Source organism: Ruegeria sp. BI12, from assembly GCF_056537985.1.
The window spans coordinates 216,129-234,557 of sequence record NZ_JBQFSL010000001.1; the positions used below are offsets into that span (position 1 = coordinate 216,129).

29 protein-coding genes are annotated in these 18,429 nt (G+C 56.0%); 26 read left to right on the forward strand and 3 right to left on the reverse strand.

From position 1 onward, the window contains the following. Window positions 1-102: 102 nt before the first annotated feature. Entirely contained in the window at window positions 103-774 is a 672-nt protein-coding gene (locus ACR0AK_RS01115) for a DUF1194 domain-containing protein (RefSeq protein WP_480792094.1), read from the reverse strand. Window positions 775-1,100: 326 nt separating this feature from the next. Between ACR0AK_RS01115 and ACR0AK_RS01120 the strand changes: the two genes are divergently transcribed. Continuing rightward, window positions 1,101-1,721, forward strand: coding sequence for a 2OG-Fe(II) oxygenase family protein (locus tag ACR0AK_RS01120; RefSeq protein WP_170478256.1), 621 nt, complete (start codon window positions 1,101-1,103; stop codon window positions 1,719-1,721). A gap of 43 nt (window positions 1,722-1,764) precedes the next feature. Here the strand turns inward: ACR0AK_RS01120 and ACR0AK_RS01125 are convergent, their stop codons facing one another. Further along, entirely contained in the window at window positions 1,765-2,145 is a 381-nt protein-coding gene (locus ACR0AK_RS01125; protein ID WP_170561473.1) for a thermonuclease family protein, read from the reverse strand. A gap of 491 nt (window positions 2,146-2,636) precedes the next feature. On the opposite strand from ACR0AK_RS01125, the gene rpmC reads away from it, so the two are divergent. The 12 genes from rpmC to ACR0AK_RS01185 all read left to right on the forward strand — a co-directional run bounded on the left by rpmC (window position 2,637) and on the right by ACR0AK_RS01185 (window position 7,424). Continuing rightward, complete coding sequence (rpmC, locus tag ACR0AK_RS01130) at window positions 2,637-2,843, forward strand: 50S ribosomal protein L29 (protein ID WP_037311745.1); 207 nt, start codon at window positions 2,637-2,639, stop codon at window positions 2,841-2,843. Window positions 2,844-2,847: 4 nt separating this feature from the next. Beyond that, window positions 2,848-3,078: a 30S ribosomal protein S17 gene (gene rpsQ, locus ACR0AK_RS01135; RefSeq protein WP_039538279.1), complete on the forward strand. Its 231-nt coding sequence runs from the start codon at window positions 2,848-2,850 to the stop codon at window positions 3,076-3,078. Between the two features lie 76 nt (window positions 3,079-3,154). Beyond that, window positions 3,155-3,523, forward strand: a complete 369-nt coding sequence (rplN, locus tag ACR0AK_RS01140) for a 50S ribosomal protein L14 (protein WP_008757934.1) — start codon at window positions 3,155-3,157, stop codon at window positions 3,521-3,523. 2 nt (window positions 3,524-3,525) lie between these two features. Continuing rightward, complete coding sequence (gene rplX / locus ACR0AK_RS01145) at window positions 3,526-3,837, forward strand: 50S ribosomal protein L24 (RefSeq protein ID WP_170419374.1); 312 nt, start codon at window positions 3,526-3,528, stop codon at window positions 3,835-3,837. Continuing rightward, the gene (rplE, locus tag ACR0AK_RS01150; RefSeq protein WP_170561472.1) at window positions 3,830-4,390 is read left to right on the forward strand and encodes a 50S ribosomal protein L5; all 561 of its coding nucleotides are present in this window, start codon (window positions 3,830-3,832) and stop codon (window positions 4,388-4,390) included. The genes rplX and rplE overlap by 8 nt, the downstream gene beginning before the upstream one ends. 19 nt (window positions 4,391-4,409) lie before the next feature. Beyond that, complete coding sequence (rpsN, locus tag ACR0AK_RS01155) at window positions 4,410-4,715, forward strand: 30S ribosomal protein S14 (protein ID WP_010437098.1); 306 nt, start codon at window positions 4,410-4,412, stop codon at window positions 4,713-4,715. 13 nt (window positions 4,716-4,728) lie between these two features. After that, complete coding sequence (gene rpsH / locus ACR0AK_RS01160) at window positions 4,729-5,121, forward strand: 30S ribosomal protein S8 (RefSeq protein WP_010437099.1); 393 nt, start codon at window positions 4,729-4,731, stop codon at window positions 5,119-5,121. Window positions 5,122-5,132: 11 nt separating this feature from the next. Next, window positions 5,133-5,666, forward strand: coding sequence for a 50S ribosomal protein L6 (gene rplF, locus ACR0AK_RS01165; RefSeq protein ID WP_010437101.1), 534 nt, complete (start codon window positions 5,133-5,135; stop codon window positions 5,664-5,666). Window positions 5,667-5,677: 11 nt separating this feature from the next. Beyond that, the gene (rplR, locus tag ACR0AK_RS01170; RefSeq protein ID WP_170356678.1) at window positions 5,678-6,037 is read left to right on the forward strand and encodes a 50S ribosomal protein L18; all 360 of its coding nucleotides are present in this window, start codon (window positions 5,678-5,680) and stop codon (window positions 6,035-6,037) included. A 116-nt stretch (window positions 6,038-6,153) separates the two neighbouring features. Beyond that, window positions 6,154-6,723, forward strand: coding sequence for a 30S ribosomal protein S5 (rpsE, locus tag ACR0AK_RS01175; RefSeq protein WP_170498070.1), 570 nt, complete (start codon window positions 6,154-6,156; stop codon window positions 6,721-6,723). 12 nt (window positions 6,724-6,735) lie between these two features. Continuing rightward, entirely contained in the window at window positions 6,736-6,924 is a 189-nt protein-coding gene (gene rpmD / locus ACR0AK_RS01180) for a 50S ribosomal protein L30 (protein WP_008757946.1), read from the forward strand. Window positions 6,925-7,040: 116 nt separating this feature from the next. Then, window positions 7,041-7,424, forward strand: coding sequence for a hypothetical protein (locus tag ACR0AK_RS01185; RefSeq protein ID WP_480792095.1), 384 nt, complete (start codon window positions 7,041-7,043; stop codon window positions 7,422-7,424). Window positions 7,425-7,561: 137 nt separating this feature from the next. Here the strand turns inward: ACR0AK_RS01185 and ACR0AK_RS01190 are convergent, their stop codons facing one another. Beyond that, a complete protein-coding gene (locus ACR0AK_RS01190; protein ID WP_480792096.1) occupies window positions 7,562-7,993 on the reverse strand; it encodes a MarR family winged helix-turn-helix transcriptional regulator in 432 nt (143 codons plus the stop codon). Window positions 7,994-8,070: 77 nt separating this feature from the next. On the opposite strand from ACR0AK_RS01190, the gene ACR0AK_RS01195 reads away from it, so the two are divergent. From ACR0AK_RS01195 to ACR0AK_RS01255, 13 genes are all read left to right on the forward strand, one after another. Further along, window positions 8,071-8,439 (forward strand): antibiotic biosynthesis monooxygenase family protein, encoded by a 369-nt coding sequence (locus ACR0AK_RS01195; RefSeq protein WP_170561469.1) that lies wholly within the window; start codon window positions 8,071-8,073, stop codon window positions 8,437-8,439. A 21-nt stretch (window positions 8,440-8,460) separates the two neighbouring features. Further along, entirely contained in the window at window positions 8,461-8,910 is a 450-nt protein-coding gene (locus ACR0AK_RS01200; protein WP_480792097.1) for a hypothetical protein, read from the forward strand. A 177-nt stretch (window positions 8,911-9,087) separates the two neighbouring features. Further along, window positions 9,088-9,303: a DUF1127 domain-containing protein gene (locus ACR0AK_RS01205; protein ID WP_170561467.1), complete on the forward strand. Its 216-nt coding sequence runs from the start codon at window positions 9,088-9,090 to the stop codon at window positions 9,301-9,303. A gap of 179 nt (window positions 9,304-9,482) precedes the next feature. Continuing rightward, window positions 9,483-10,343, forward strand: coding sequence for a hypothetical protein (locus ACR0AK_RS01210; protein ID WP_480792098.1), 861 nt, complete (start codon window positions 9,483-9,485; stop codon window positions 10,341-10,343). Between the two features lie 142 nt (window positions 10,344-10,485). After that, window positions 10,486-10,959, forward strand: a complete 474-nt coding sequence (gene rplO, locus ACR0AK_RS01215) for a 50S ribosomal protein L15 (RefSeq protein ID WP_170561466.1) — start codon at window positions 10,486-10,488, stop codon at window positions 10,957-10,959. 109 nt (window positions 10,960-11,068) lie between these two features. Beyond that, window positions 11,069-12,433 (forward strand): preprotein translocase subunit SecY, encoded by a 1,365-nt coding sequence (secY, locus tag ACR0AK_RS01220; protein WP_170561465.1) that lies wholly within the window; start codon window positions 11,069-11,071, stop codon window positions 12,431-12,433. Next, the gene (locus ACR0AK_RS01225) at window positions 12,430-13,098 is read left to right on the forward strand and encodes an adenylate kinase (RefSeq protein WP_170561464.1); all 669 of its coding nucleotides are present in this window, start codon (window positions 12,430-12,432) and stop codon (window positions 13,096-13,098) included. Before secY ends, ACR0AK_RS01225 begins: the two co-directional genes overlap by 4 nt. 201 nt (window positions 13,099-13,299) lie before the next feature. Continuing rightward, window positions 13,300-13,668: a 30S ribosomal protein S13 gene (gene rpsM / locus ACR0AK_RS01230; RefSeq protein ID WP_170419393.1), complete on the forward strand. Its 369-nt coding sequence runs from the start codon at window positions 13,300-13,302 to the stop codon at window positions 13,666-13,668. 15 nt (window positions 13,669-13,683) lie between these two features. Next, window positions 13,684-14,073, forward strand: a complete 390-nt coding sequence (gene rpsK, locus ACR0AK_RS01235; protein ID WP_008757289.1) for a 30S ribosomal protein S11 — start codon at window positions 13,684-13,686, stop codon at window positions 14,071-14,073. Between the two features lie 114 nt (window positions 14,074-14,187). Beyond that, a complete protein-coding gene (locus ACR0AK_RS01240; protein WP_058272456.1) occupies window positions 14,188-15,204 on the forward strand; it encodes a DNA-directed RNA polymerase subunit alpha in 1,017 nt (338 codons plus the stop codon). 118 nt (window positions 15,205-15,322) lie between these two features. Then, window positions 15,323-15,745 carry a 50S ribosomal protein L17 gene (rplQ, locus tag ACR0AK_RS01245; RefSeq protein ID WP_170419395.1) on the forward strand — a complete coding sequence of 141 codons (423 nt, stop codon included), beginning with the start codon at window positions 15,323-15,325 and terminating at the stop codon, window positions 15,743-15,745. Between the two features lie 105 nt (window positions 15,746-15,850). Then, on the forward strand, window positions 15,851-16,960 hold the full coding sequence (locus tag ACR0AK_RS01250; RefSeq protein WP_480792099.1) for a TauD/TfdA family dioxygenase: 1,110 nt from the start codon (window positions 15,851-15,853) through the stop codon (window positions 16,958-16,960). Between the two features lie 79 nt (window positions 16,961-17,039). Then, window positions 17,040-18,428 carry a trypsin-like peptidase domain-containing protein gene (locus tag ACR0AK_RS01255; RefSeq protein ID WP_480793624.1) on the forward strand — a complete coding sequence of 463 codons (1,389 nt, stop codon included), beginning with the start codon at window positions 17,040-17,042 and terminating at the stop codon, window positions 18,426-18,428. Window position 18,429: the final 1 nt, after the last annotated feature.

The window sequence follows — 18,429 nt, forward strand, 5'->3', positions numbered from 1 at the left end:
ATTGGGGGTAACCCCGTTCGTGACAAGAATGACCCCCGTCGGGAAACCGGCGGGGGTTTTCTTGTTGGCGATCATCTGGCTTCAGGCGCGCCACCGCGTGCTTCATTCGAGACGCGACAGATTCGGGGTAAGCTCTCGTAGTAATTTCCGCTTCATTGCTTGGTCGTAGTCATCATAGCTATGCGTTACTTCCACAAAAGACAGAGGCCCACGGACAACTTCGGACAGGTAGTAAACCACCGGATCAGGGCGGGCCCCGGCGACGACCAAACCATTTATGGTGATCCCCCGCGTGGCAATCGTGTCCGAGATCGGTTTGGCCTCGGGCCCGGCGTTCGAGATCCCGTCGCCTGACACATCAATCACCTGACGGCGACAGGGATTTTCAAGCTGATGAAACATAAGATCGGCATGAAGTAGGGCCTCGGAAACAGATGTTTCAGCCATCCAGAAACCACGATTGATCGTGATCAAATCTTCGACAAATTCGATGACGCTTTCCCGGTTGGACAGTCGACGCCAGGCGATGGGCTGGCGCTGCTGACCAGAGCCACCCCACTGCGTTACGGTGACCTGCATGCCGCCGGGCATCCAGGAAATCAAGCGAATGATATCGTCATCCAGAAACGCATGGCCGATGCCATTTCGCATCAGAACATATTCGAACTTGTCGACCGAGCGCGATACGTCGAGCGCAACAACCAGCGCAACTTCACACGCACGGGACCCCAGCGGCACCAGCGTGGTAAAAAGTGATAGAACCAAAGCTTTCACAGGAAAAACGCTAGCAGTGGCCGCTGTGATCGGCAATTCAATTCATCGAGACCGGTTTCGGTCGCGCCGGTATGGCGAAGAGCAAACAGAAGCCATTCACCTCATATTTGGCCAGGTTGAAAGGGTCCCGATTTATTTGGACGGCCTCCTCGGGATCATGGCCCAGAAGGCCAAGTAGCACATCGGGTTCGTCACGTTCGCAATCCTGTGCCTGACGATCGCAAACCACTAGACTAGGCTGCACTTCTTCTGAATCACACCCGACCACGCGATTTTCTAAGTCGGCTGGTCTCGCCCTCCTGTCCCGGCTGAGCTATAGCCGGGGCATGGCACAGATTGAATCGCTCTTCGTTACCCGTCTTTATCGCGCAGCTTTGTCTGAGTTCGATCCCAAGATCGACCCGGAGGAATTGGAAAGCTCCTGTCTTGTCATCGCCGAGGATGATGAGGCCGGGCAGGAATGGTGCGAGGAAAACGGCTATCCCGGCTACACGAGTTATGCTTCACTGACCGATCTGCCATGGCGGTTCCCGATCTTCGCCGACCTTGTCACGGCGCTGGACCAGCACGTCGCGGCCTTTGCTAAAGATCTGGAGTTTGATCTGGGGGAGGGTGAGCTGAAGCTGGAGGACCTGTGGATCAACATCCTGCCCGAAGGCGGCATGCACTCCAGCCACTTGCACCCGCACAGCGTAATCTCGGGCACAACCTATGTGGCGATGCCCGAAGGGGCGAGCGCGCTGAAACTGGAAGACCCTCGCTCGGGCCGTATGATGGCTGCACCAACGCGTCTAAAGGGCGGGCGACGGGACTTGCAGCCGTTCATCTATATGAAGCCTCAGGTCGGCGATGTCCTGTTGTGGGAAAGCTGGCTGCGCCATGAGGTGCCGATGAACATGGCCGAGGACGAGCGGATTTCGGTGAGTTTTAATTACAAATGGGAGTGACGCGAAGGCGTCATATTTATCGGTCCGCAGCACGTCATTTTGCTTACTTTCTAAAGGCGACAACCGTAGTTTCCCGGCGAAACGAAATCGACGCATGGCCATATGCCCCATTGCGTAGTCTTTTTCGTGCTCCGACCGGTTCAAGGTGCCGATACCTCCCGTTCGAAAAGAATGGCAGATCTAGGGCTAGCCCTCTTTTTACAAGTTCAGCGCCTATGTCTTGTCCGTTTGGAAGATACCCAATACCAACAAGCCGATCATAGGAAGTCTCTCCGTTCAGCTTGATTGTAATCTCTTGGCCTTTGCAGATTTCAACCATCGCCCATTTAGCCTTTTGGCCCCAAGGCATGTTCAATTCGGGCGCGTCAATACCGGCAAGACGAATTTTTGACTTGCGGACAACAATTGTGTCGCCGTCGATCACGTAAGCGCGCCCTTTGAGGACGCGATTTGCGGGGACTGACGGTGGCGATTTCCGCCAATCGGCGCGAACATTTCTTGAGGGCGCCGAAATGCGTGCTTCACCTCTCCGACTGTGGGTACGTCGTGGTGTTCTCGAAACGCCAATCACTAGAAGTGCCGCGAAACCAACAAGGATAACTACTTCCATTGTTTTCACCCGTTTTAAATCTAACCGGAGCAAAATATTCAGAAATGGCGATCTGTCTTTTGAGTTTCGGTCAAATTCGTTCGGCGGTAAGACAATATGTTACTTGTTCAGGTTTGGCGCGGCTTGGTCTTGCCACTGATAAGCTGTGAAACTTCCTCTTGCCACCCACCCTCCAAACCCTTATACGGCGGCATCCTGCGATCTCCCGGCGTTGTCGGGCGATTCGTATGTCTATCATTCATCCACCAGGTCCAAGGTGACCCTGTCAGGGGGCCTTCTGGTGTTTTGAGCAAAGGAAAAAGGCGATGAACGCCCAAGAACTGCGTGACAAGACCCCGGACCAGCTCCGCGAGGAACTGGCTAACCTGAAGAAAGAAAGCTTTAACCTGCGCTTTCAACAGGCAACCGGTCAGCTGGAAAGCACCGCTGGCATCAAAGCGGCCCGCCGCAACGCTGCCCGCGTCAAAACCATTCTGAACGAAAAGGCCGCTGCTGCGGCATCCGAGGAGTAATCAGATGCCCAAGCGTATCCTGTCCGGAATCGTAACCAGCGACGCCAACGAGCAGACCGTGACCGTTTCGGTTGAACGCCGCTTCAAGCACCCGCTGCTGCACAAAACCGTTCGTAAGTCCAAGAAGTACCGGGCTCACGACGAAAAGAACGCCTTCAAGGTCGGTGACACCGTACGCATCATCGAATGCGCACCGAAATCGAAGACGAAACGTTGGGAAGTTCTGGAAGCGTAAGTTTCCGGGATTTTCCCATTTGTCGAAACCCTGGGGGATCTAACGAGACCAGCCCCCACAGGTCGGGAGAAACCACATGATCCAGATGCAGACCAATCTGGATGTCGCTGACAACTCCGGCGCTCGCCGAGTTCAGTGCATCAAGGTCCTGGGTGGTTCCAAGCGTAAATACGCCTCCGTCGGCGACATCATTGTCGTCTCGGTGAAGGAAGCCATCCCACGCGGCCGCGTAAAGAAAGGTGACGTCCGCAAGGCCGTCGTCGTGCGCACCGCCAAGGAAGTCCGTCGCGAAGACGGCACCGCGATCCGTTTCGATCGCAACGCCGCCGTCATCCTGAACAACAACAACGAGCCCGTAGGTACCCGTATCTTTGGCCCCGTTGTTCGTGAACTGCGCGGCAAGAACTTCATGAAAATCATCTCGCTGGCTCCGGAGGTGCTGTAATCATGGCTGCTAAACTCCGCAAAGGCGACAAGGTCGTCGTGCTGGCCGGCAAGGACAAGGGCAAAGAGGGTACTATTACCTCGGTTGACCCGAAAGCCGGTAAAGCTGTTGTCGATGGTATCAACATCGCCATCCGTCACACCCGCCAGACCCAGAACAGTCAGGGCGGCCGTTTGCCTCAGGCAAACCCGGTTGAACTGTCGAACCTGGCTCTGCTGGACAAAAACGGTAAAGCAACCCGCGTTGGCTTCCGCATGGAAGGTGACAAGAAAGTGCGCTTCGCCAAGACCACGGGGGACGTGATCGATGCTTGATAACGCAACCTACACCCCGCGTCTGAAAGCTCAGTACGCTGAAACCATCCGTGCCGCTCTGAAAGAAGAGTTCGGCTACAAGAACGACATGCAGCTGCCCAAGCTGGACAAAATCGTTCTGAACATCGGTTGTGGTGCCGAAGCGGTCAAAGATTCGAAGAAAGCAAAAGCTGCTGTCGAGGATCTGACTGCGATTGCCGGTCAAAAGGCCGTTGCAACAAAGGCGAAAAAGTCGATCGCGGGTTTCCGCGTCCGTGAAGACATGCCGCTGGGTGCGAAAGTGACCCTGCGCGGTGACCGGATGTACGAATTCCTGGATCGTCTGATCACCATCGCGATGCCGCGTGTTCGTGACTTCCGCGGTGTGAAGCCGTCTTTCGATGGTCAGGGCAACTTTGCCATGGGCATGAAAGAGCACATCGTGTTCCCGGAAATCGATTTCGACAAAGTCGACGAAGTCTGGGGCATGGACATCGTAATTGCCACCACAGCGAAAACCGACGCTGAAGCAAAGGCACTGTTGAAAGCTTTCAACATGCCGTTCAACGCGTAAGCGCCGGGAGGATTGAGACATGGCTAAAAAAGCAATGATCGAACGCGAGAAGAAGCGCGAACGCCTGGTGGCCAAATATGCCGCAAAGCGTGCCGAGCTGAAAGAAATCGCGAATGACGAGAGCAAGCCGATGGAAGAGCGCTTCAAAGCGCGTCTGAAACTGGCGAAACTGCCGCGCAACAGCTCGGCTACCCGTCTGCACAACCGCTGTCAGCTGACCGGTCGTCCCCACGCTTACTACCGTAAGCTGAAGGTCAGCCGTATCGCGCTGCGCGAGCTGGGTTCTGCTGGTCAGATCCCCGGCATGGTGAAATCGAGCTGGTAAGGGAGACATAGATATGAACGATCCTATCGGCGATATGCTCACCCGTATCCGCAACGCGCAAATGCGCGGCAAGTCCACCGTTTCCACCCCGGCTTCCAAGCTGCGCGGCTGGGTTCTGGACGTGCTGGCGGACGAAGGTTACATCCGTGGCTACGAAGCGACGACCGGTGAAAACGGTCATCCGGCCATCGAAATCAGCCTGAAATACTACGAAGGCACCCCTGTTATTCGCGAACTGAAGCGGGTCTCGAAGCCCGGCCGCCGCGTATACATGGGCGTCAATGACATCCCGCAGGTCCGTCAGGGTCTGGGTGTGTCGATTGTCAGCACTCCGAAAGGTGTGATGTCGGACGCAAACGCTCGCTCCAACAATGTTGGTGGCGAAGTGCTCTGCACCGTCTTCTAAGGAGGTCTGCAATGTCTCGTATTGGTAAAAAACCGGTCGAGCTGCCCAGCGGCGTTTCCGCCTCTGTGTCGGGTCAGACCATCGAAGTCAAAGGTCCGAAAGGCACCCGCAGCTTCACCGCGACTGATGACGTAACGCTGTCGGTCGAAGACAACGTTGTGCAGATCAACCCTCGTGGGATGTCCAAGCGCGCGCGCCAGCAGTGGGGCATGAGCCGCACTATGGTTGCCAATCTGGTTGAAGGCGTCACCAACGGCTTCAAAAAAGAGCTGGAGATCCAGGGTGTTGGTTACCGGGCTCAGATGCAGGGCAACACCCTGAAGCTGAACCTGGGCTACAGCCACGATGTTGATTTCACTGCTCCGGAAGGTGTCACCATCACCGCGCCGAAGCAAACCGAGATCGTTGTGGAAGGTATCGACCAGCAGCAGGTGGGCGAAGTCGCGGCCAAAATCCGCGAATGGCGCCGTCCCGAGCCGTACAAAGGCAAGGGCATCCGCTATAAGGGCGAGTTCATCTTCCGCAAGGAAGGCAAGAAGAAGTAAGGACGCAAACAATGGCAAACAGCAAAAGAACCCTGTTTCTGAAGCGCCGCCTGCGCGTTCGGAACAAACTTCGCAAAGTCAACGCGGGCCGTGTACGCCTGTCGGTTCACCGTTCGAACAAGAACATCAGCGTTCAGCTGATCGACGACGTTCGTGGCGTGACCCTGGCTGCAGCCTCGACCCTGGAAAAAGATCTGGGTGTTGTTGGCAAAAACAACGTCGAAGCGGCCACCAAAGTGGGCGCGGCCATCGCCGAGCGTGCCAAGAAGGCAGGCGTCGAAGAGGCCTATTTCGATCGTGGTGGCTTCCTGTTCCACGGCAAGGTGAAGGCAGTTGCCGACGCCGCGCGTGAAGGTGGTCTGAAGATCTAAGACTTGCGGGCGAGTTTCGATCCGCCCCGATGATCCGGGGGCCTCGGCACTAGTCGGGGCTCACTTGGATTGAACAAACGGCGCCGAGAGCGCCTCTAGAGAAAAGGGATGCCAAGATGGCAGAACGTGAAAACCGTCGGGGCCGTGGCCGCGACCGTGACGAAGCACCGGAATTTGCAGATCGCCTGGTTGCAATCAACCGTGTGTCGAAAACCGTAAAAGGTGGTAAGCGCTTTGGCTTCGCCGCTCTGGTGGTTGTCGGCGATCAGAAAGGCCGTGTCGGCTTTGGTAAAGGTAAAGCGAAAGAAGTACCTGAAGCCATCCGTAAGGCGACCGAACAAGCCAAGCGTCAGATGATCCGCGTGCAACTGCGCGAAGGTCGTACCCTGCACCACGATATCGAGGGCCGTCACGGCGCCGGTAAAGTGGTTATGCGTACCGCACCTGAAGGTACTGGTATCATCGCCGGTGGTCCGATGCGTGCCGTGTTCGAAATGCTGGGCGTAAAGGACGTTGTGTCCAAGTCGCTGGGCTCGCAGAACCCGTACAACATGATCCGTGCCACCATCAACGGCCTGCAGAAAGAGCAGAGCCCGCGTTCGGTTGCACAGCGTCGTGGCAAAAAGGTTGCCGACATCCTGCCCAAGCGGGAAGAAGCACCAGCTGCTGCTGAAGCAGAAGCATAAGGAGAGCGACCCATGGCAAAAACCATCGTCGTCAAGCAAATCGGTTCCCCGATCCGTCGCCCCGCTGAACAGCGCGCTACCTTGATCGGTCTGGGCCTGAACAAGATGCACAAAACCCGTGAACTGGAAGACACTCCTTCGGTCCGCGGCATGGTCAACAAGATCCCGCATCTGGTTGAGATCATCGAAGAACGCGGCTAATCGCGAAAGCTTCGAGAAATTTGGAAACGCCTCTGACCTCGGTCGGGGGCGTTTTTTCTTGTCTTTAAGTATTGCTAGGATACCGTTGAAGCCTGTTTTTTTATGAGTGAGTTAAAATGAAGCTATTTCTTTCCGCGCTGTGCGCGACATTAATCGGTGTAAGTGCACATGCCGCATGCCCGACCAAATCCCCAAAAGCGAGCAAGTCCCAATTCTCGGCTGGAGACCAAAAGGTGAATGCGGCGTGGCTGCAAAAGAACCTTGCCGGTCGTAAAGTAGTATATCCCGGAAATGAGGTTGAAACCTATTCTTCAGACGGATCGTACTCTTACAAAGCCAACGGCCAGACCTGGACGGCTAACGATTACAGATTTTATGACAACGGAATGCGTTGCATCGGATACAGCAACCCAAGGTTCGACCTGTACGTGGTAAACAACGGACAATTGGTTCTGGTGAACACCCAAAAGCAGCGATACGTCGGCCAGATACGCAAATAGACATTTCGAAGTTGAGAGGCGCGGTGAAACAACGGGTCTCGCGCGTCAGAGTGCTCTCATGCAATTGAAGGATGCAGCAGATCTTGTCGGGGATTTGCTGACTGCACGTATTAGTATTCTAGCGGCTTTGGGTCGTCCTAATCTGAACGCATACTGTTTATTACCAGGCGCATAGAATTGATGAATTGCGTGCGCTCAGATTCGTTCAGAACCTGCAGGGCCTCGGTATTCACCTTCTGGGCGGACTCATAAGCGCCGTCCCGAAGCGCCCTGGCCCTTTCAGTCAACCAAATCAACTGAGCTCTGGCATCTGCGGGGTTCTTTGTTCTTTTTATAAGCCCGTCACGCTCCATACGGTTAAGCGTGTTAGCCAGTGTCGCTTGCTCGACGTCAATTTTGCCCAGCAGGTCTTTTTGCGTCACGCCGTCTTTAAGCCAAAGCTCCAGCAAAATCGGGAACTGGCCGACAACGATGCCCAAGGGTGCAATTTGGTGCTGCAACTCTCTCGCAAACAAACGCGCCATGTGATTGATCAGATATCCGGCCGAGTCATCTTTTTTGAAATCCATATCCCGGAATATCACTTGAATAGCATGCTATGCAATAATATATAGCAAGCTATGCAACAGAATCGAAAGGAACCAAAATGGCTAGAATTGAAGAGTTGGACAAGGTCGTTACCTTGGCAGATCAAATGCAGGCCGATGAAGGCCCGGTGGTTTTGATCAACCTGTTTACGGTGGACGCGAACGACGAAGATGCGCTGCTGAAGGCCTGGTCGCACGATGCAGACTTTATGAAGTCTCAGAAGGGGTACATTTCGACCCAGCTCCATCAGGGCATCGCCGGAAGCTCAACTTTTGTCAATTACGCGATCTGGCAGGACGTCAAGAGCTTCCGCGCGGCATTCACCCATCCAGAGTTCCAGCGTCGGATTGCAGACTACCCGGCAAGCGCTGTGGCCCGCCCGCATCTTCTAAAAAAGCTGACAGTCGAAAACCACTGCGTCGCCTAATGCCAAAATCGGAGCAGCCACATGTTAAGAGCAATCCATCCTATTGCCGGAGTTTTAGGCTTTCTTACTATTCTCGTGTTTTGGACTTCCACGTTGTACAGCGAGTTGTTTGCGACCCATGCGACTGTTGCAGCCGTGAAGTCGACCATCGTTAGCGGGCTCTTTGTCCTTGTGCCTGCGATGGTGATTGTGGGTGCGTCGGGAATGGCTTTAGGGCGTCGCCGCAAGGATGCGCCGGCGCTAGCCAAGAAGAAACGGATGCCATTCATTGCAATGAATGGTCTGTTGATCCTAGTTCCCGCCGCCATCTACCTCAGCTCAAAAGCAAACTCAGGGGACTTTGATGCTAGTTTCTATGTTGTCCAGGTTGTCGAACTGCTCGCGGGTGCTACCAACCTGACACTGATGGGGCTGAGTATCCGCGACGGTCGGGCGATGACCGCCCGCAAGCGGAATGCGCGAAAGATATAATAACAGCGATTGATCGCATGTCGAAGCATATGCTCTCAGCCATTCCCCGGTTGCATATCGGCTAGACCGAAACTTCGGTTGTTAGCGTTATCGCCTGCACCTATCTCAGCCCTGTCCAAACAAGGAACACAAACAATTACCGGGGAATTCGCCCCGGTCAGAGAAAGGAAGTAAACCATGGCTCACACAGCAACATATTCCCGCGAAGGTTTTGGCCTGAGCGCCCGCATCGCAAACTTCTTCGAGCGCGTCAAAGAGGCCAACGCCTTGCGTGTGCAGTACAACCAGACTTACTCGGAACTGCAGGGTCTGTCAGATCGTGAATTGAATGATATCGGCGTACGCCGTTGCGATATCAAGGACATCGCTCGGGATCACGTTTACTGTTCGTGAACGTATCGATGACCTGAACAAGAGACGCCTTAGGGCGTCTCTTTTGATTCTGGGGTGCGCTTGGCACAGTGATCGGGAATTTTGACCCGAAACGTTGCAGCGTAACTGGAAATCGGCCAAACACGCGACAGGGCACCCGTCGGTGCCACAACCAAGAACAAAACGAAGGGCCAGATCCGGTGAAAGAGTATCAGGTTGGCATGCTTTGGATTGAAGGCCCTCTCAGCTTTCTCGAGCAGTTGTGCATCAAGTCGTTTTTGGACGTCGGACAGCATGTGCGCCTCTATACTTACGGTCCGGTCACAAACATTCCGGAAGGTGTCGAAGTGTGCGACGCGCGCGAAGTGCTGCCGGATGAAGAGGTGATCCTGCACAAACGCACAGGCAGTCCCGCGCTGCATTCTGACAAGTTTCGCGTGCAAATGCTGGCGAAAGTGCCGGACATCATTTGGGCGGATACCGACGCGTATTGTGTCAAGCCATTTACAACTGAAAATGGTCACTTGCATGGTTGGCTAGCTGCGCATGAAATCAACGGTGGCGTGTTGGCTTTGCCGCGTGACAGCGCGACGCTGTATGACTTGATCGACTACACCAATCACCCGTATCGCATTCCGCATTGGCTGTCGCCCAAACAACGCCGGCCGCTTATTGACATGGCATTGAACGGCGATGCGCCGCACGCAAGCGATATGCCTTGGGGCATTTGGGGACCGCGCGCCTTGACCTGGCTTTTGCGACAAAACAAAGAAGATCGGTTTTCCCAGCCGCAAGAGGTTTTATACCCTGTAACGTTCAGGGATCGGCGGGCAATGGTACGGTCCAACGGAAATGCCGAGAGGTTCCTGACCGAGAACACCATGTCGATCCACTTTTACGGCCGCCGCATGCGTTCATTCATCCACAATCGGTTCAATGGCATTCCGCATCCCGAGAGCATGGTTGGCCGGTTGGTCGAAAAGCATGGTATCGACCCACATGCAGCGCCCTTGCGGGTAAAAGCCACATCAGACGACCGTATCGATGCACCCGAGGAATGACATGTAGGGGCTGCGGGCTTGCCAACTTGCCCCAACAGTCCTATACGCCTGCGGTGGCTTTGCGCCATACGAATCAAAACCAAGAAATGCCGTGTCTGACCCATCACGCTTCGGGGGTCATTTCCGGCTTAGGAGAAGCGAAATGAAACTGCACGAATTGCGCGACAACCCTGGCGCCACACCGAAACGCACTCGCGTTGGCCGTGGTCCCGGTTCCGGCAAAGGTAAAATGGGTGGCCGTGGTATCAAAGGCCAGAAATCCCGTTCTGGTGTGGCCATCAACGGCTACGAAGGCGGCCAGATGCCGCTGTACCAACGCTTGCCCAAGCGCGGCTTCAACAAGCCGAACCGCAAGGAATTTGCCGTTGTCAACCTGGGCCTGATCCAGAAATTCGTCGACGCCGGCAAACTGGATGCAAAGGCTGCGATCACCGAAGATGCACTGATTGCATCCGGTCTGGTCCGTCGCAAACTGGACGGTATCCGCGTTCTTGCCAAAGGCGAAATCAGCGCGAAAGTGAACCTGGAAGTAACCGGTGCTTCGAAATCTGCTGTTGAAGCAGTTGAGAAAGCGGGCGGCTCACTTAAGGTCACAAAAGCTGCTGCGGCAGAGTAAGCGCTTGTGAGCGGGCCAAGACCCGCTTACATAGACCTCAGAGTTTTCCAAGACGCCGCCCGAGCCGGAAAACGGTTCCGGGCGGTGTTTTCATAAGAGAGACCGATTTATGGTATCAGCAGCAGAACAAATGGCAGCCAACACAAGCTGGTCTGCCCTTGGTAAAGCCACCGATCTGCGCAACCGCATCCTGTTCACGCTTGCATTGCTGATCGTCTATCGTTTGGGCACCTTCATTCCGGTGCCGGGGATCGACGGACAAGCACTGCGCGAGTTCATGGAACAGGCGGGGCAGGGCATCGGCGGCATGGTTTCGATGTTCACTGGCGGGGCGCTGGGGCGGATGGGTATTTTTGCCCTCGGCATCATGCCTTACATTTCAGCCTCGATCATCGTGCAACTGCTGACATCCATGGTTCCCGCGCTCGAGCAACTCAAGAAAGAGGGCGAGCAGGGACGCAAGAAGATCAACCAGTATACCCGTTTCGGCACTGTGGCCCTGGCCACCGTTCAGGCCTATGGTCTGGCCGTTTCGCTGGAATCGGGCGATCTGGCAACTGATCCGGGCCTGTTCTTCCGCATGTCGACCATGATCACTCTGGTCGGTGGTACGATGTTCCTGATGTGGTTGGGTGAACAGATCACCGCGCGCGGCATTGGCAATGGTATCTCTCTGATCATCTTTGTCGGTATTATTGCCGAGGTTCCGGCCGCACTGGCGCAGTTCTTTGCCTCTGGCCGTTCGGGCGCAATTAGCCCTGCCGTGATCATCGGTGTGATCGTCATGGTCATCGCGGTCATCACTTTCGTGGTGTTTATGGAACGGGCTCTGCGCAAGATCCACATTCAGTACCCGCGTCGCCAGGCCGGTATGAAGGTGTATGAAGGCGGCTCCAGCCACCTGCCGGTCAAAGTTAACCCGGCGGGCGTTATCCCGGCGATCTTTGCCAGCTCGCTGCTGCTGCTGCCGGTCACGATCTCGACCTTCTCTTCGGGTGCCACCAACGGTCCGATCATGTCGTGGCTGTTGGCCAACTTTGGCCCCGGACAGCCGTTGTACCTGCTGTTCTTCGCGTCGATGATCGTGTTCTTTGCCTATTTCTATACGTTCAACGTGTCATTCAAACCGGATGATGTTGCGGACAACCTGAAAAAGCAGAACGGTTTTGTGCCCGGTATTCGCCCCGGCAAGAAAACCGCCGAGTATCTGGAATACGTGGTCAACCGCGTGCTGGTTCTGGGCTCGGCTTATCTGGCGGCTGTCTGCCTGCTGCCTGAAATTCTGCGGAACCAGTTCGCTATCCCGTTCTACTTTGGCGGCACGTCGGTTCTGATTATCGTCTCTGTGACTATGGACACCATCCAGCAAGTCCAGAGCCATCTGCTGGCGCATCAATACGAAGGGCTTATCGAAAAGTCCCAGCTGCGCGGTAAAAGCAAGAAACGCAGCAGGAAGGGACCCGCTCGTCGATGAACATCATTTTGTTGGGCCCGCCGGGTGCGGGCAAAGGGACGCAAGCGCGTCACCTGGTGGAAACGCGCGGCATGGTACAGCTGAGCACTGGGGACATGCTACGAGAAGCCAAGGACAGCGGCACCGAAATGGGCAACCGCGTGGCCGAGGTGATGGCCAAGGGTGAACTGGTCACCGATGAGATCGTCATCGGCCTGATCCGCGAAAAGCTGGAACAGGGTGCCAAAGGCGGGTTTATCTTTGACGGCTTCCCACGCACATTGGCACAGGCCGATGCCTTGGGGGACCTCCTGAACAGCACTGGCGAAACGCTGGACGCGGTTATCGCGATGGAAGTCAACGACGACGCGCTGGTTGAACGGATCACAGCCCGGTCGACCTGTGGCGGTTGCGGCGAGGTCTACAACGACATCACCAAACCGATCCCGGCAGATGGAAAGTGCACCAACTGCGGCAAGGAAAACGACTTCAAGCGCCGCGCAGATGATAATGAGGAAAGCCTCAAGACTCGTCTGATGGAATACTACAAAAAGACCTCGATGCTGATCGGCTATTACTATGCCAAGGGCAACCTGTCCTGGGTTGACGGTCTGGGTGAGATTGACGCTGTTCAGGCGGAAATTTCGCAAGTCCTGGACGGTGGTGTCGACGTCGGAAACGGCTGATCCAATTCTGCTCTTGACCTGAGCGGGAAAAGCCCATATCGACCCACATCCCTATGGGAATCACAATCGCGTGCGGGATTCGTCTGGCGCGCACTGACCACCTCGTACAAATGCTGGATCCTCTGGCGTCACTGCCAAGATCAAGTGTTGTGAAAAAAGGTTCCGGAGCTACGGAACCGCAACAAAAAAGGAAAGTGACACGTGGCACGTATTGCCGGCGTAAACATCCCGACTGCAAAGCGGGTACCAATCGCCCTTACATATATCACCGGTATCGGAAACACCTCGGCCAAAGCAATCTGCGAAGCCGTTGGCATCGAAGCGACCCGTCGCGTCAATGAACTGTCCGACGCCGAAGTTCTGGCTATCCGCGAACATATCGACGCAAACTTCACCGTCGAAGGTGACCTGCGCCGTGAAGTCCAGATGAACGTCAAACGCCTGATGGACCTGGGCTGCTACCGCGGTCTGCGTCACCGCCGCAACCTGCCGGTTCGCGGTCAGCGTACCCACACCAATGCTCGTACCCGCAAAGGCCCCGCAAAGGCCATTGCTGGTAAGAAGAAATAAGGGAGGGTCTGACTGATGGCACGTGATAAGACTCGCGTTAAGCGCAAAGAGCGTAAGAACATCGCATCGGGCGTTGCCCATGTGAACTCGACCTTCAACAACACCAAGATCCTGATCTCGGACGTACAGGGCAACGCCATTTCGTGGTCGTCTGCCGGTACCATGGGCTTCAAGGGATCGCGGAAATCGACCCCCTACGCCGCTCAGATGGCTGCAGAAGATGCAGGCAAAAAGGCGCAGGAGCATGGCGTCAAGACGCTGGAAGTCGAAGTTCAGGGCCCCGGTTCGGGTCGTGAATCGGCTCTGCGTGCGCTGGCTGCAGTGGGCTTCAACATCACGTCGATCCGTGACGTGACTCCGATTGCTCACAATGGCTGCCGCCCACCGAAGCGTCGCCGCGTCTAAGCGATTTTGAATTGAGCTGGGGCTGTGTTTTTGCACGGCCCCAGCACGTCATTTTGAACCTCGGGCGTCTGCACCTTGTTGGTCATGGGGCGCGGACAGGAATGGAGGGATTACATGATCCATAAGAATTGGGCTGAATTGATCAAGCCGACCCAGCTTGACGGCAAGCCGGGCAACGATCCCGCACGTCAGGCAACTCTGGTTGCCGAGCCGCTGGAGCGTGGCTTTGGTCTGACTCTGGGCAACGCGCTGCGTCGCGTTCTGATGAGCTCGCTGCAAGGCGCGGCCATCACCAGCGTCCAGATCGACAACGTATTGCACGAATTCTCGAGCGTCGCAGGCGTTCGTGAAGACGTCACCGACATCATCCTGAACCTCAAGCAAGTTGCCCTGCGCATGGAAGTCGAAGGGCCCAAGCGCCTGTCGATCAATGCGAAAGGCCCCGCAGTTGTCACCGCCGGTGACATCAGCGAAAGCGCGGGTATCGAGGTTCTGAACCGCGATCACGTCATCTGCCACCTGGACGATGGCGCCGACCTGTTCATGGAACTGACCGTCAACACCGGCAAGGGTTACGTCTCGGCTGAAAAGAACAAGCCAGAAGACGCGCCTATCGGTCTGATCCCGATCGACGCGATCTATTCTCCGGTCAAAAAGGTAGCCTATGACGTTCAGCCGACGCGTGAAGGTCAGGTTCTGGACTATGACAAGTTGACCCTGAAGATCGAAACTGATGGTTCGATCACCCCAGAAGACGCGCTGGCCTTTGCCGCCCGTATTTTGCAGGATCAACTTTCGATCTTCGTCAACTTCGACGAGCCCGAAGCGGCTGGTCGTCAGGACGAAGATGATGGTCTGGAGTTCAACCCGCTGCTGCTGAAGAAAGTGGACGAGCTGGAACTGTCGGTCCGTTCGGCAAACTGCCTGAAGAACGACAACATCGTTTACATCGGCGACCTGATCCAGAAGACCGAAGCCGAGATGCTGCGCACCCCGAACTTCGGCCGCAAGTCGCTGAACGAGATCAAAGAAGTGCTGTCCGGCATGGGTCTGCACCTCGGCATGGATGTCGAGGATTGGCCGCCCGACAACATCGAAGATCTGGCGAAGAAATTCGAAGACGCGTTCTAAGCGCGTCTTCCCCAATGCCCGGGCTTTCCGGGGACAATACGGGCACTTCCGCCCCAAGGAGAGCCGGTGACACGCATCGCCGGCCAGACAAAGCAAAACGCAAGATAGGAATTGAAAAATGCGTCACGCACGTGGTTACCGCCGCCTGAACCGTACTCATGAGCACCGCAAGGCTCTGTTTGCAAACATGGCTGGCTCGCTCATCGAGCATGAGCAAATCAAAACAACCCTGCCCAAGGCAAAAGAACTGCGCCCGATCATCGAAAAGCTGGTCACTTTGGGCAAGCGCGGCGACTTGCACGCCCGCCGTCAGGCCGCAGCTCAGCTGAAAGAAGACAAAGACGTCGCAAAGCTGTTCGAAGTTCTTGGCCCCCGCTACGCCGAGCGTCAGGGCGGTTATGTCCGTATCCTGAAAGCTGGATTTCGCTATGGCGATATGGCACCGATGGCGATCATCGAATTCGTTGACCGTGATCTGGACGCCAAAGGTGCGGCTGACAAGGCCCGCGTCGCCGCCGAAGAGGCAGCAGACGAAGAATAAGAAAGCCCGGCTTTCTGAATTCAAACCCCCGCGTTTCGGACGCGGGGGTTTTTTCTTTTTGATCCCTTGGTGTCGCGGTTAGAGCATTTTCGGCGACATCGGTTGATGAATCCCCGAACCTCACGGATCATGCTGCACGATGAGCGTGGAGGACGGATGATGGCAATCCCAACTAAATTACCGAACGAACTCACGGGACCGTCTGTCTGGACCGGTCAGGACATGCGTACGCGTCGGAGTGAATGGATCATTGATCTGACGCCGGACGACATCGAGGATCTTGAGCAAGCTGCCCGTCACTATCTGAGCCTCAAAAGAGATATTGGTGAGATCACAAAATCCGCTTTTCCCCTAAAACGGTTTGACCGGCATCTGGCAAGCCTACGAGAGAAGCTGATCAACGGGATCGGTTTCGAAGTGATCCGTGGCCTTCCGGTGCAGACTTATACGCAACAGGTCGCGGCCACGATTTTCTGCGGTGTCGGTGCTCATCTGGGCTCGGCCCGGTCGCAGAACGCGCAGGGGCACATTCTGGGGCACGTGCGCGACATCGGTGCAGATGCGAACGATCCGAATACCCGGATCTATCAAACGCATGAGCGCCAGACATTTCACACCGACAGCGCCGATATCGTCGGCCTGCTGTGCCTGCGCGAGGCTAAAGAGGGCGGAGACTCGCTGCTGGTCAGTGCAGAGACGATCTTTAATAGGATGCGGTCAAAATGCCCGGAATTGCTGGAACTGTTGTTTGACCCAATAGCGACCGACCGGCGCGGGGAAGTGCCAGACGGCATGGAACCTTTCATGTCGATCCCGCCGTTTTCCTGGCACGATGGTAAGCTGACGGTGTTTTACCAAAGACAGTATATCGACAGTGCGCAACGATTTCCTGAAGCGATGCGGCTGACACCGGATCACATTGAGGCGCTGGACCGGTTTGATGCGCTGGCGAATGATCCCGACCTCTGTCTTTCCATGCGGCTGCAACCGGGCGACATGCAGTTCGTGTACAACCATTCGCAACTGCACGATCGGACCGGGTTCGTGGACTGGCCTGACCCGGCAGAGCGCCGCCATTTGCTGAGGCTTTGGCTATCGCCGGAAGGAGATCGCGAATTGCCCGAAGTTTTCAGGCAACGTTACGGCACCATCGAGGTGGGCCAGCGCGGCGGGATTATCACAGAAGGCACGCGGCTGCACCCTCCGTTGGATTGACGGCTCCGACGCGCTGAACCGATGCTTGCATTACGGCCCGTGTAGACGCATATCCGATAGGCGATTAACCAACGGATGGATCATGCGGAAAGTTCTCTGTTCTCTGATGCTGGCGACGCTTGCAGTGTCAGCAAATGCTGAAACAAAGGTACCAACATCGCAGGCCGAAATCAGCCTCGGTTTCGCCCCGGTGGTGAAACAGGCCTCACCCGCAGTCGTCAATATTTATGCCAAGATCGTAAGACAGGGCGGGGCCAATCCGTTTTTCTCGGACCCGTTTTTTGAAGAGTTCTTTGGCGGGGGATTTGCCGAACCGCGCCCGCGAGTTCAGAACTCGCTGGGCTCGGGCGTCATTTTGTCTGCGGACGGCTATGTGGTGTCGAACTACCACGTTGTTGGAACTGCCACAGAAATCCGCGTCGTGACAACTGATCGGCGTGAGTATTCGGCACACGTGGTGCTGGGGGACCAGGAAAGCGATATTGCGATACTGCGGTTGGACGAGGCCAAAGACCTGCCGCATCTGAACTTTCGCGACTCCGACCACGTCGAGGTGGGAGAGCTGGCACTGGCGATTGGCAACCCGTTTGGTGTCGGCCAAACCGTGTCTTCTGGCATCATCTCAGGTCTGGCGCGGACTGGGACAGCGACGGGTAATGCACGTGGGTACTTCATTCAGACCGACGCCGCGATTAATCCGGGCAATTCCGGCGGGGCGCTGATCGACGTGAATGGTGATCTGATCGGGATCAACACCTCGATCCTGACGCGTTCTGGTGGTTCCAACGGCATTGGGTTTGCAATCCCGGCCAACTTGGTGGCCGAGTTTCTGCGCCAGGCCAAGGCAGGGAATGACAGCTTTGTCAGCCCGTGGGCGGGTGTGACTGGACAACACATGAGTGCGGATATTGCCGAATCTCTGGGGCTGGTTATTCCGATGGGTGTTGTCATCGCCAATCTGCATGATCTGAGCCCGCTGGCTGACGCTGGCCTGCGCATCGGCGATGTGGTGACCCATGTTGATGGTGATGAGGTGAACTCACCCGCCGAGATGAAGTTTCGCATGTCCGTGGCAGGGGTCGGCGGCACATCGATCCTAACCCGGTTGCGAGGCGACGATCGCGCAGACGTTGAGGTTGCCCTGATCAAAGTCCCGGAAACCCCACCGGCTGACGAAACCGTTCTGAATGACGACACAGTGATGCCGGGTCTGAAGGTTTCGCGCGTCAACCCGGCCGTGATCATACGGATGGGATTGAAGCTGACGCAAACCGGCGTGGTCGTGGTGGATGCTGACCGGTTTGGCGGGCGTTCCGGTTTGCGCGCGGGTGACGTGCTTCAACATATTAACGGTGCTGATATCAAGCACCCGCAGGACGTTGTACGCGCCCTGACGGATCCTGGACGTCGCGTGAACCTGGATGTTCTGCGTGGCGGACAGCAAGTATCCCTGCGTTTCCGGTTGTGAT

What these genes read in the sequence shown, in the direction of transcription:
- rpsN (WP_010437098.1), top strand. Translation starts at nt 4,410, where the DNA reads ATGGCTAAAAAAGCAATGATCGAACGCGAGAAGAAGCGCGAACGCCTG.
- rpsQ (WP_039538279.1), top strand. Translation starts at nt 2,848, where the DNA reads ATGCCCAAGCGTATCCTGTCCGGAATCGTAACCAGCGACGCCAACGAG.
- rpmD (WP_008757946.1), top strand. Translation starts at nt 6,736, where the DNA reads ATGGCAAAAACCATCGTCGTCAAGCAAATCGGTTCCCCGATCCGTCGC.
- rpsH (WP_010437099.1), top strand. Translation starts at nt 4,729, where the DNA reads ATGAACGATCCTATCGGCGATATGCTCACCCGTATCCGCAACGCGCAA.
- rplN (WP_008757934.1), top strand. Translation starts at nt 3,155, where the DNA reads ATGATCCAGATGCAGACCAATCTGGATGTCGCTGACAACTCCGGCGCT.
- rplO (WP_170561466.1), top strand. Translation starts at nt 10,486, where the DNA reads ATGAAACTGCACGAATTGCGCGACAACCCTGGCGCCACACCGAAACGC.
- rplF (WP_010437101.1), top strand. Translation starts at nt 5,133, where the DNA reads ATGTCTCGTATTGGTAAAAAACCGGTCGAGCTGCCCAGCGGCGTTTCC.
- rpsK (WP_008757289.1), top strand. Translation starts at nt 13,684, where the DNA reads ATGGCACGTGATAAGACTCGCGTTAAGCGCAAAGAGCGTAAGAACATC.
- rplR (WP_170356678.1), top strand. Translation starts at nt 5,678, where the DNA reads ATGGCAAACAGCAAAAGAACCCTGTTTCTGAAGCGCCGCCTGCGCGTT.
- ACR0AK_RS01250 (WP_480792099.1), top strand. Translation starts at nt 15,851, where the DNA reads ATGAATCCCCGAACCTCACGGATCATGCTGCACGATGAGCGTGGAGGA.
- rplE (WP_170561472.1), top strand. Translation starts at nt 3,830, where the DNA reads ATGCTTGATAACGCAACCTACACCCCGCGTCTGAAAGCTCAGTACGCT.
- rpmC (WP_037311745.1), top strand. Translation starts at nt 2,637, where the DNA reads ATGAACGCCCAAGAACTGCGTGACAAGACCCCGGACCAGCTCCGCGAG.
- ACR0AK_RS01190 (WP_480792096.1), bottom strand. Translation starts at nt 7,993, where the DNA reads ATGGATTTCAAAAAAGATGACTCGGCCGGATATCTGATCAATCACATG.
- ACR0AK_RS01205 (WP_170561467.1), top strand. Translation starts at nt 9,088, where the DNA reads ATGGCTCACACAGCAACATATTCCCGCGAAGGTTTTGGCCTGAGCGCC.
- secY (WP_170561465.1), top strand. Translation starts at nt 11,069, where the DNA reads ATGGTATCAGCAGCAGAACAAATGGCAGCCAACACAAGCTGGTCTGCC.
- ACR0AK_RS01185 (WP_480792095.1), top strand. Translation starts at nt 7,041, where the DNA reads ATGAAGCTATTTCTTTCCGCGCTGTGCGCGACATTAATCGGTGTAAGT.
- ACR0AK_RS01240 (WP_058272456.1), top strand. Translation starts at nt 14,188, where the DNA reads ATGATCCATAAGAATTGGGCTGAATTGATCAAGCCGACCCAGCTTGAC.
- ACR0AK_RS01200 (WP_480792097.1), top strand. Translation starts at nt 8,461, where the DNA reads ATGTTAAGAGCAATCCATCCTATTGCCGGAGTTTTAGGCTTTCTTACT.
- rpsE (WP_170498070.1), top strand. Translation starts at nt 6,154, where the DNA reads ATGGCAGAACGTGAAAACCGTCGGGGCCGTGGCCGCGACCGTGACGAA.
- ACR0AK_RS01195 (WP_170561469.1), top strand. Translation starts at nt 8,071, where the DNA reads ATGGCTAGAATTGAAGAGTTGGACAAGGTCGTTACCTTGGCAGATCAA.
- ACR0AK_RS01225 (WP_170561464.1), top strand. Translation starts at nt 12,430, where the DNA reads ATGAACATCATTTTGTTGGGCCCGCCGGGTGCGGGCAAAGGGACGCAA.
- rplQ (WP_170419395.1), top strand. Translation starts at nt 15,323, where the DNA reads ATGCGTCACGCACGTGGTTACCGCCGCCTGAACCGTACTCATGAGCAC.
- rplX (WP_170419374.1), top strand. Translation starts at nt 3,526, where the DNA reads ATGGCTGCTAAACTCCGCAAAGGCGACAAGGTCGTCGTGCTGGCCGGC.
- ACR0AK_RS01120 (WP_170478256.1), top strand. Translation starts at nt 1,101, where the DNA reads ATGGCACAGATTGAATCGCTCTTCGTTACCCGTCTTTATCGCGCAGCT.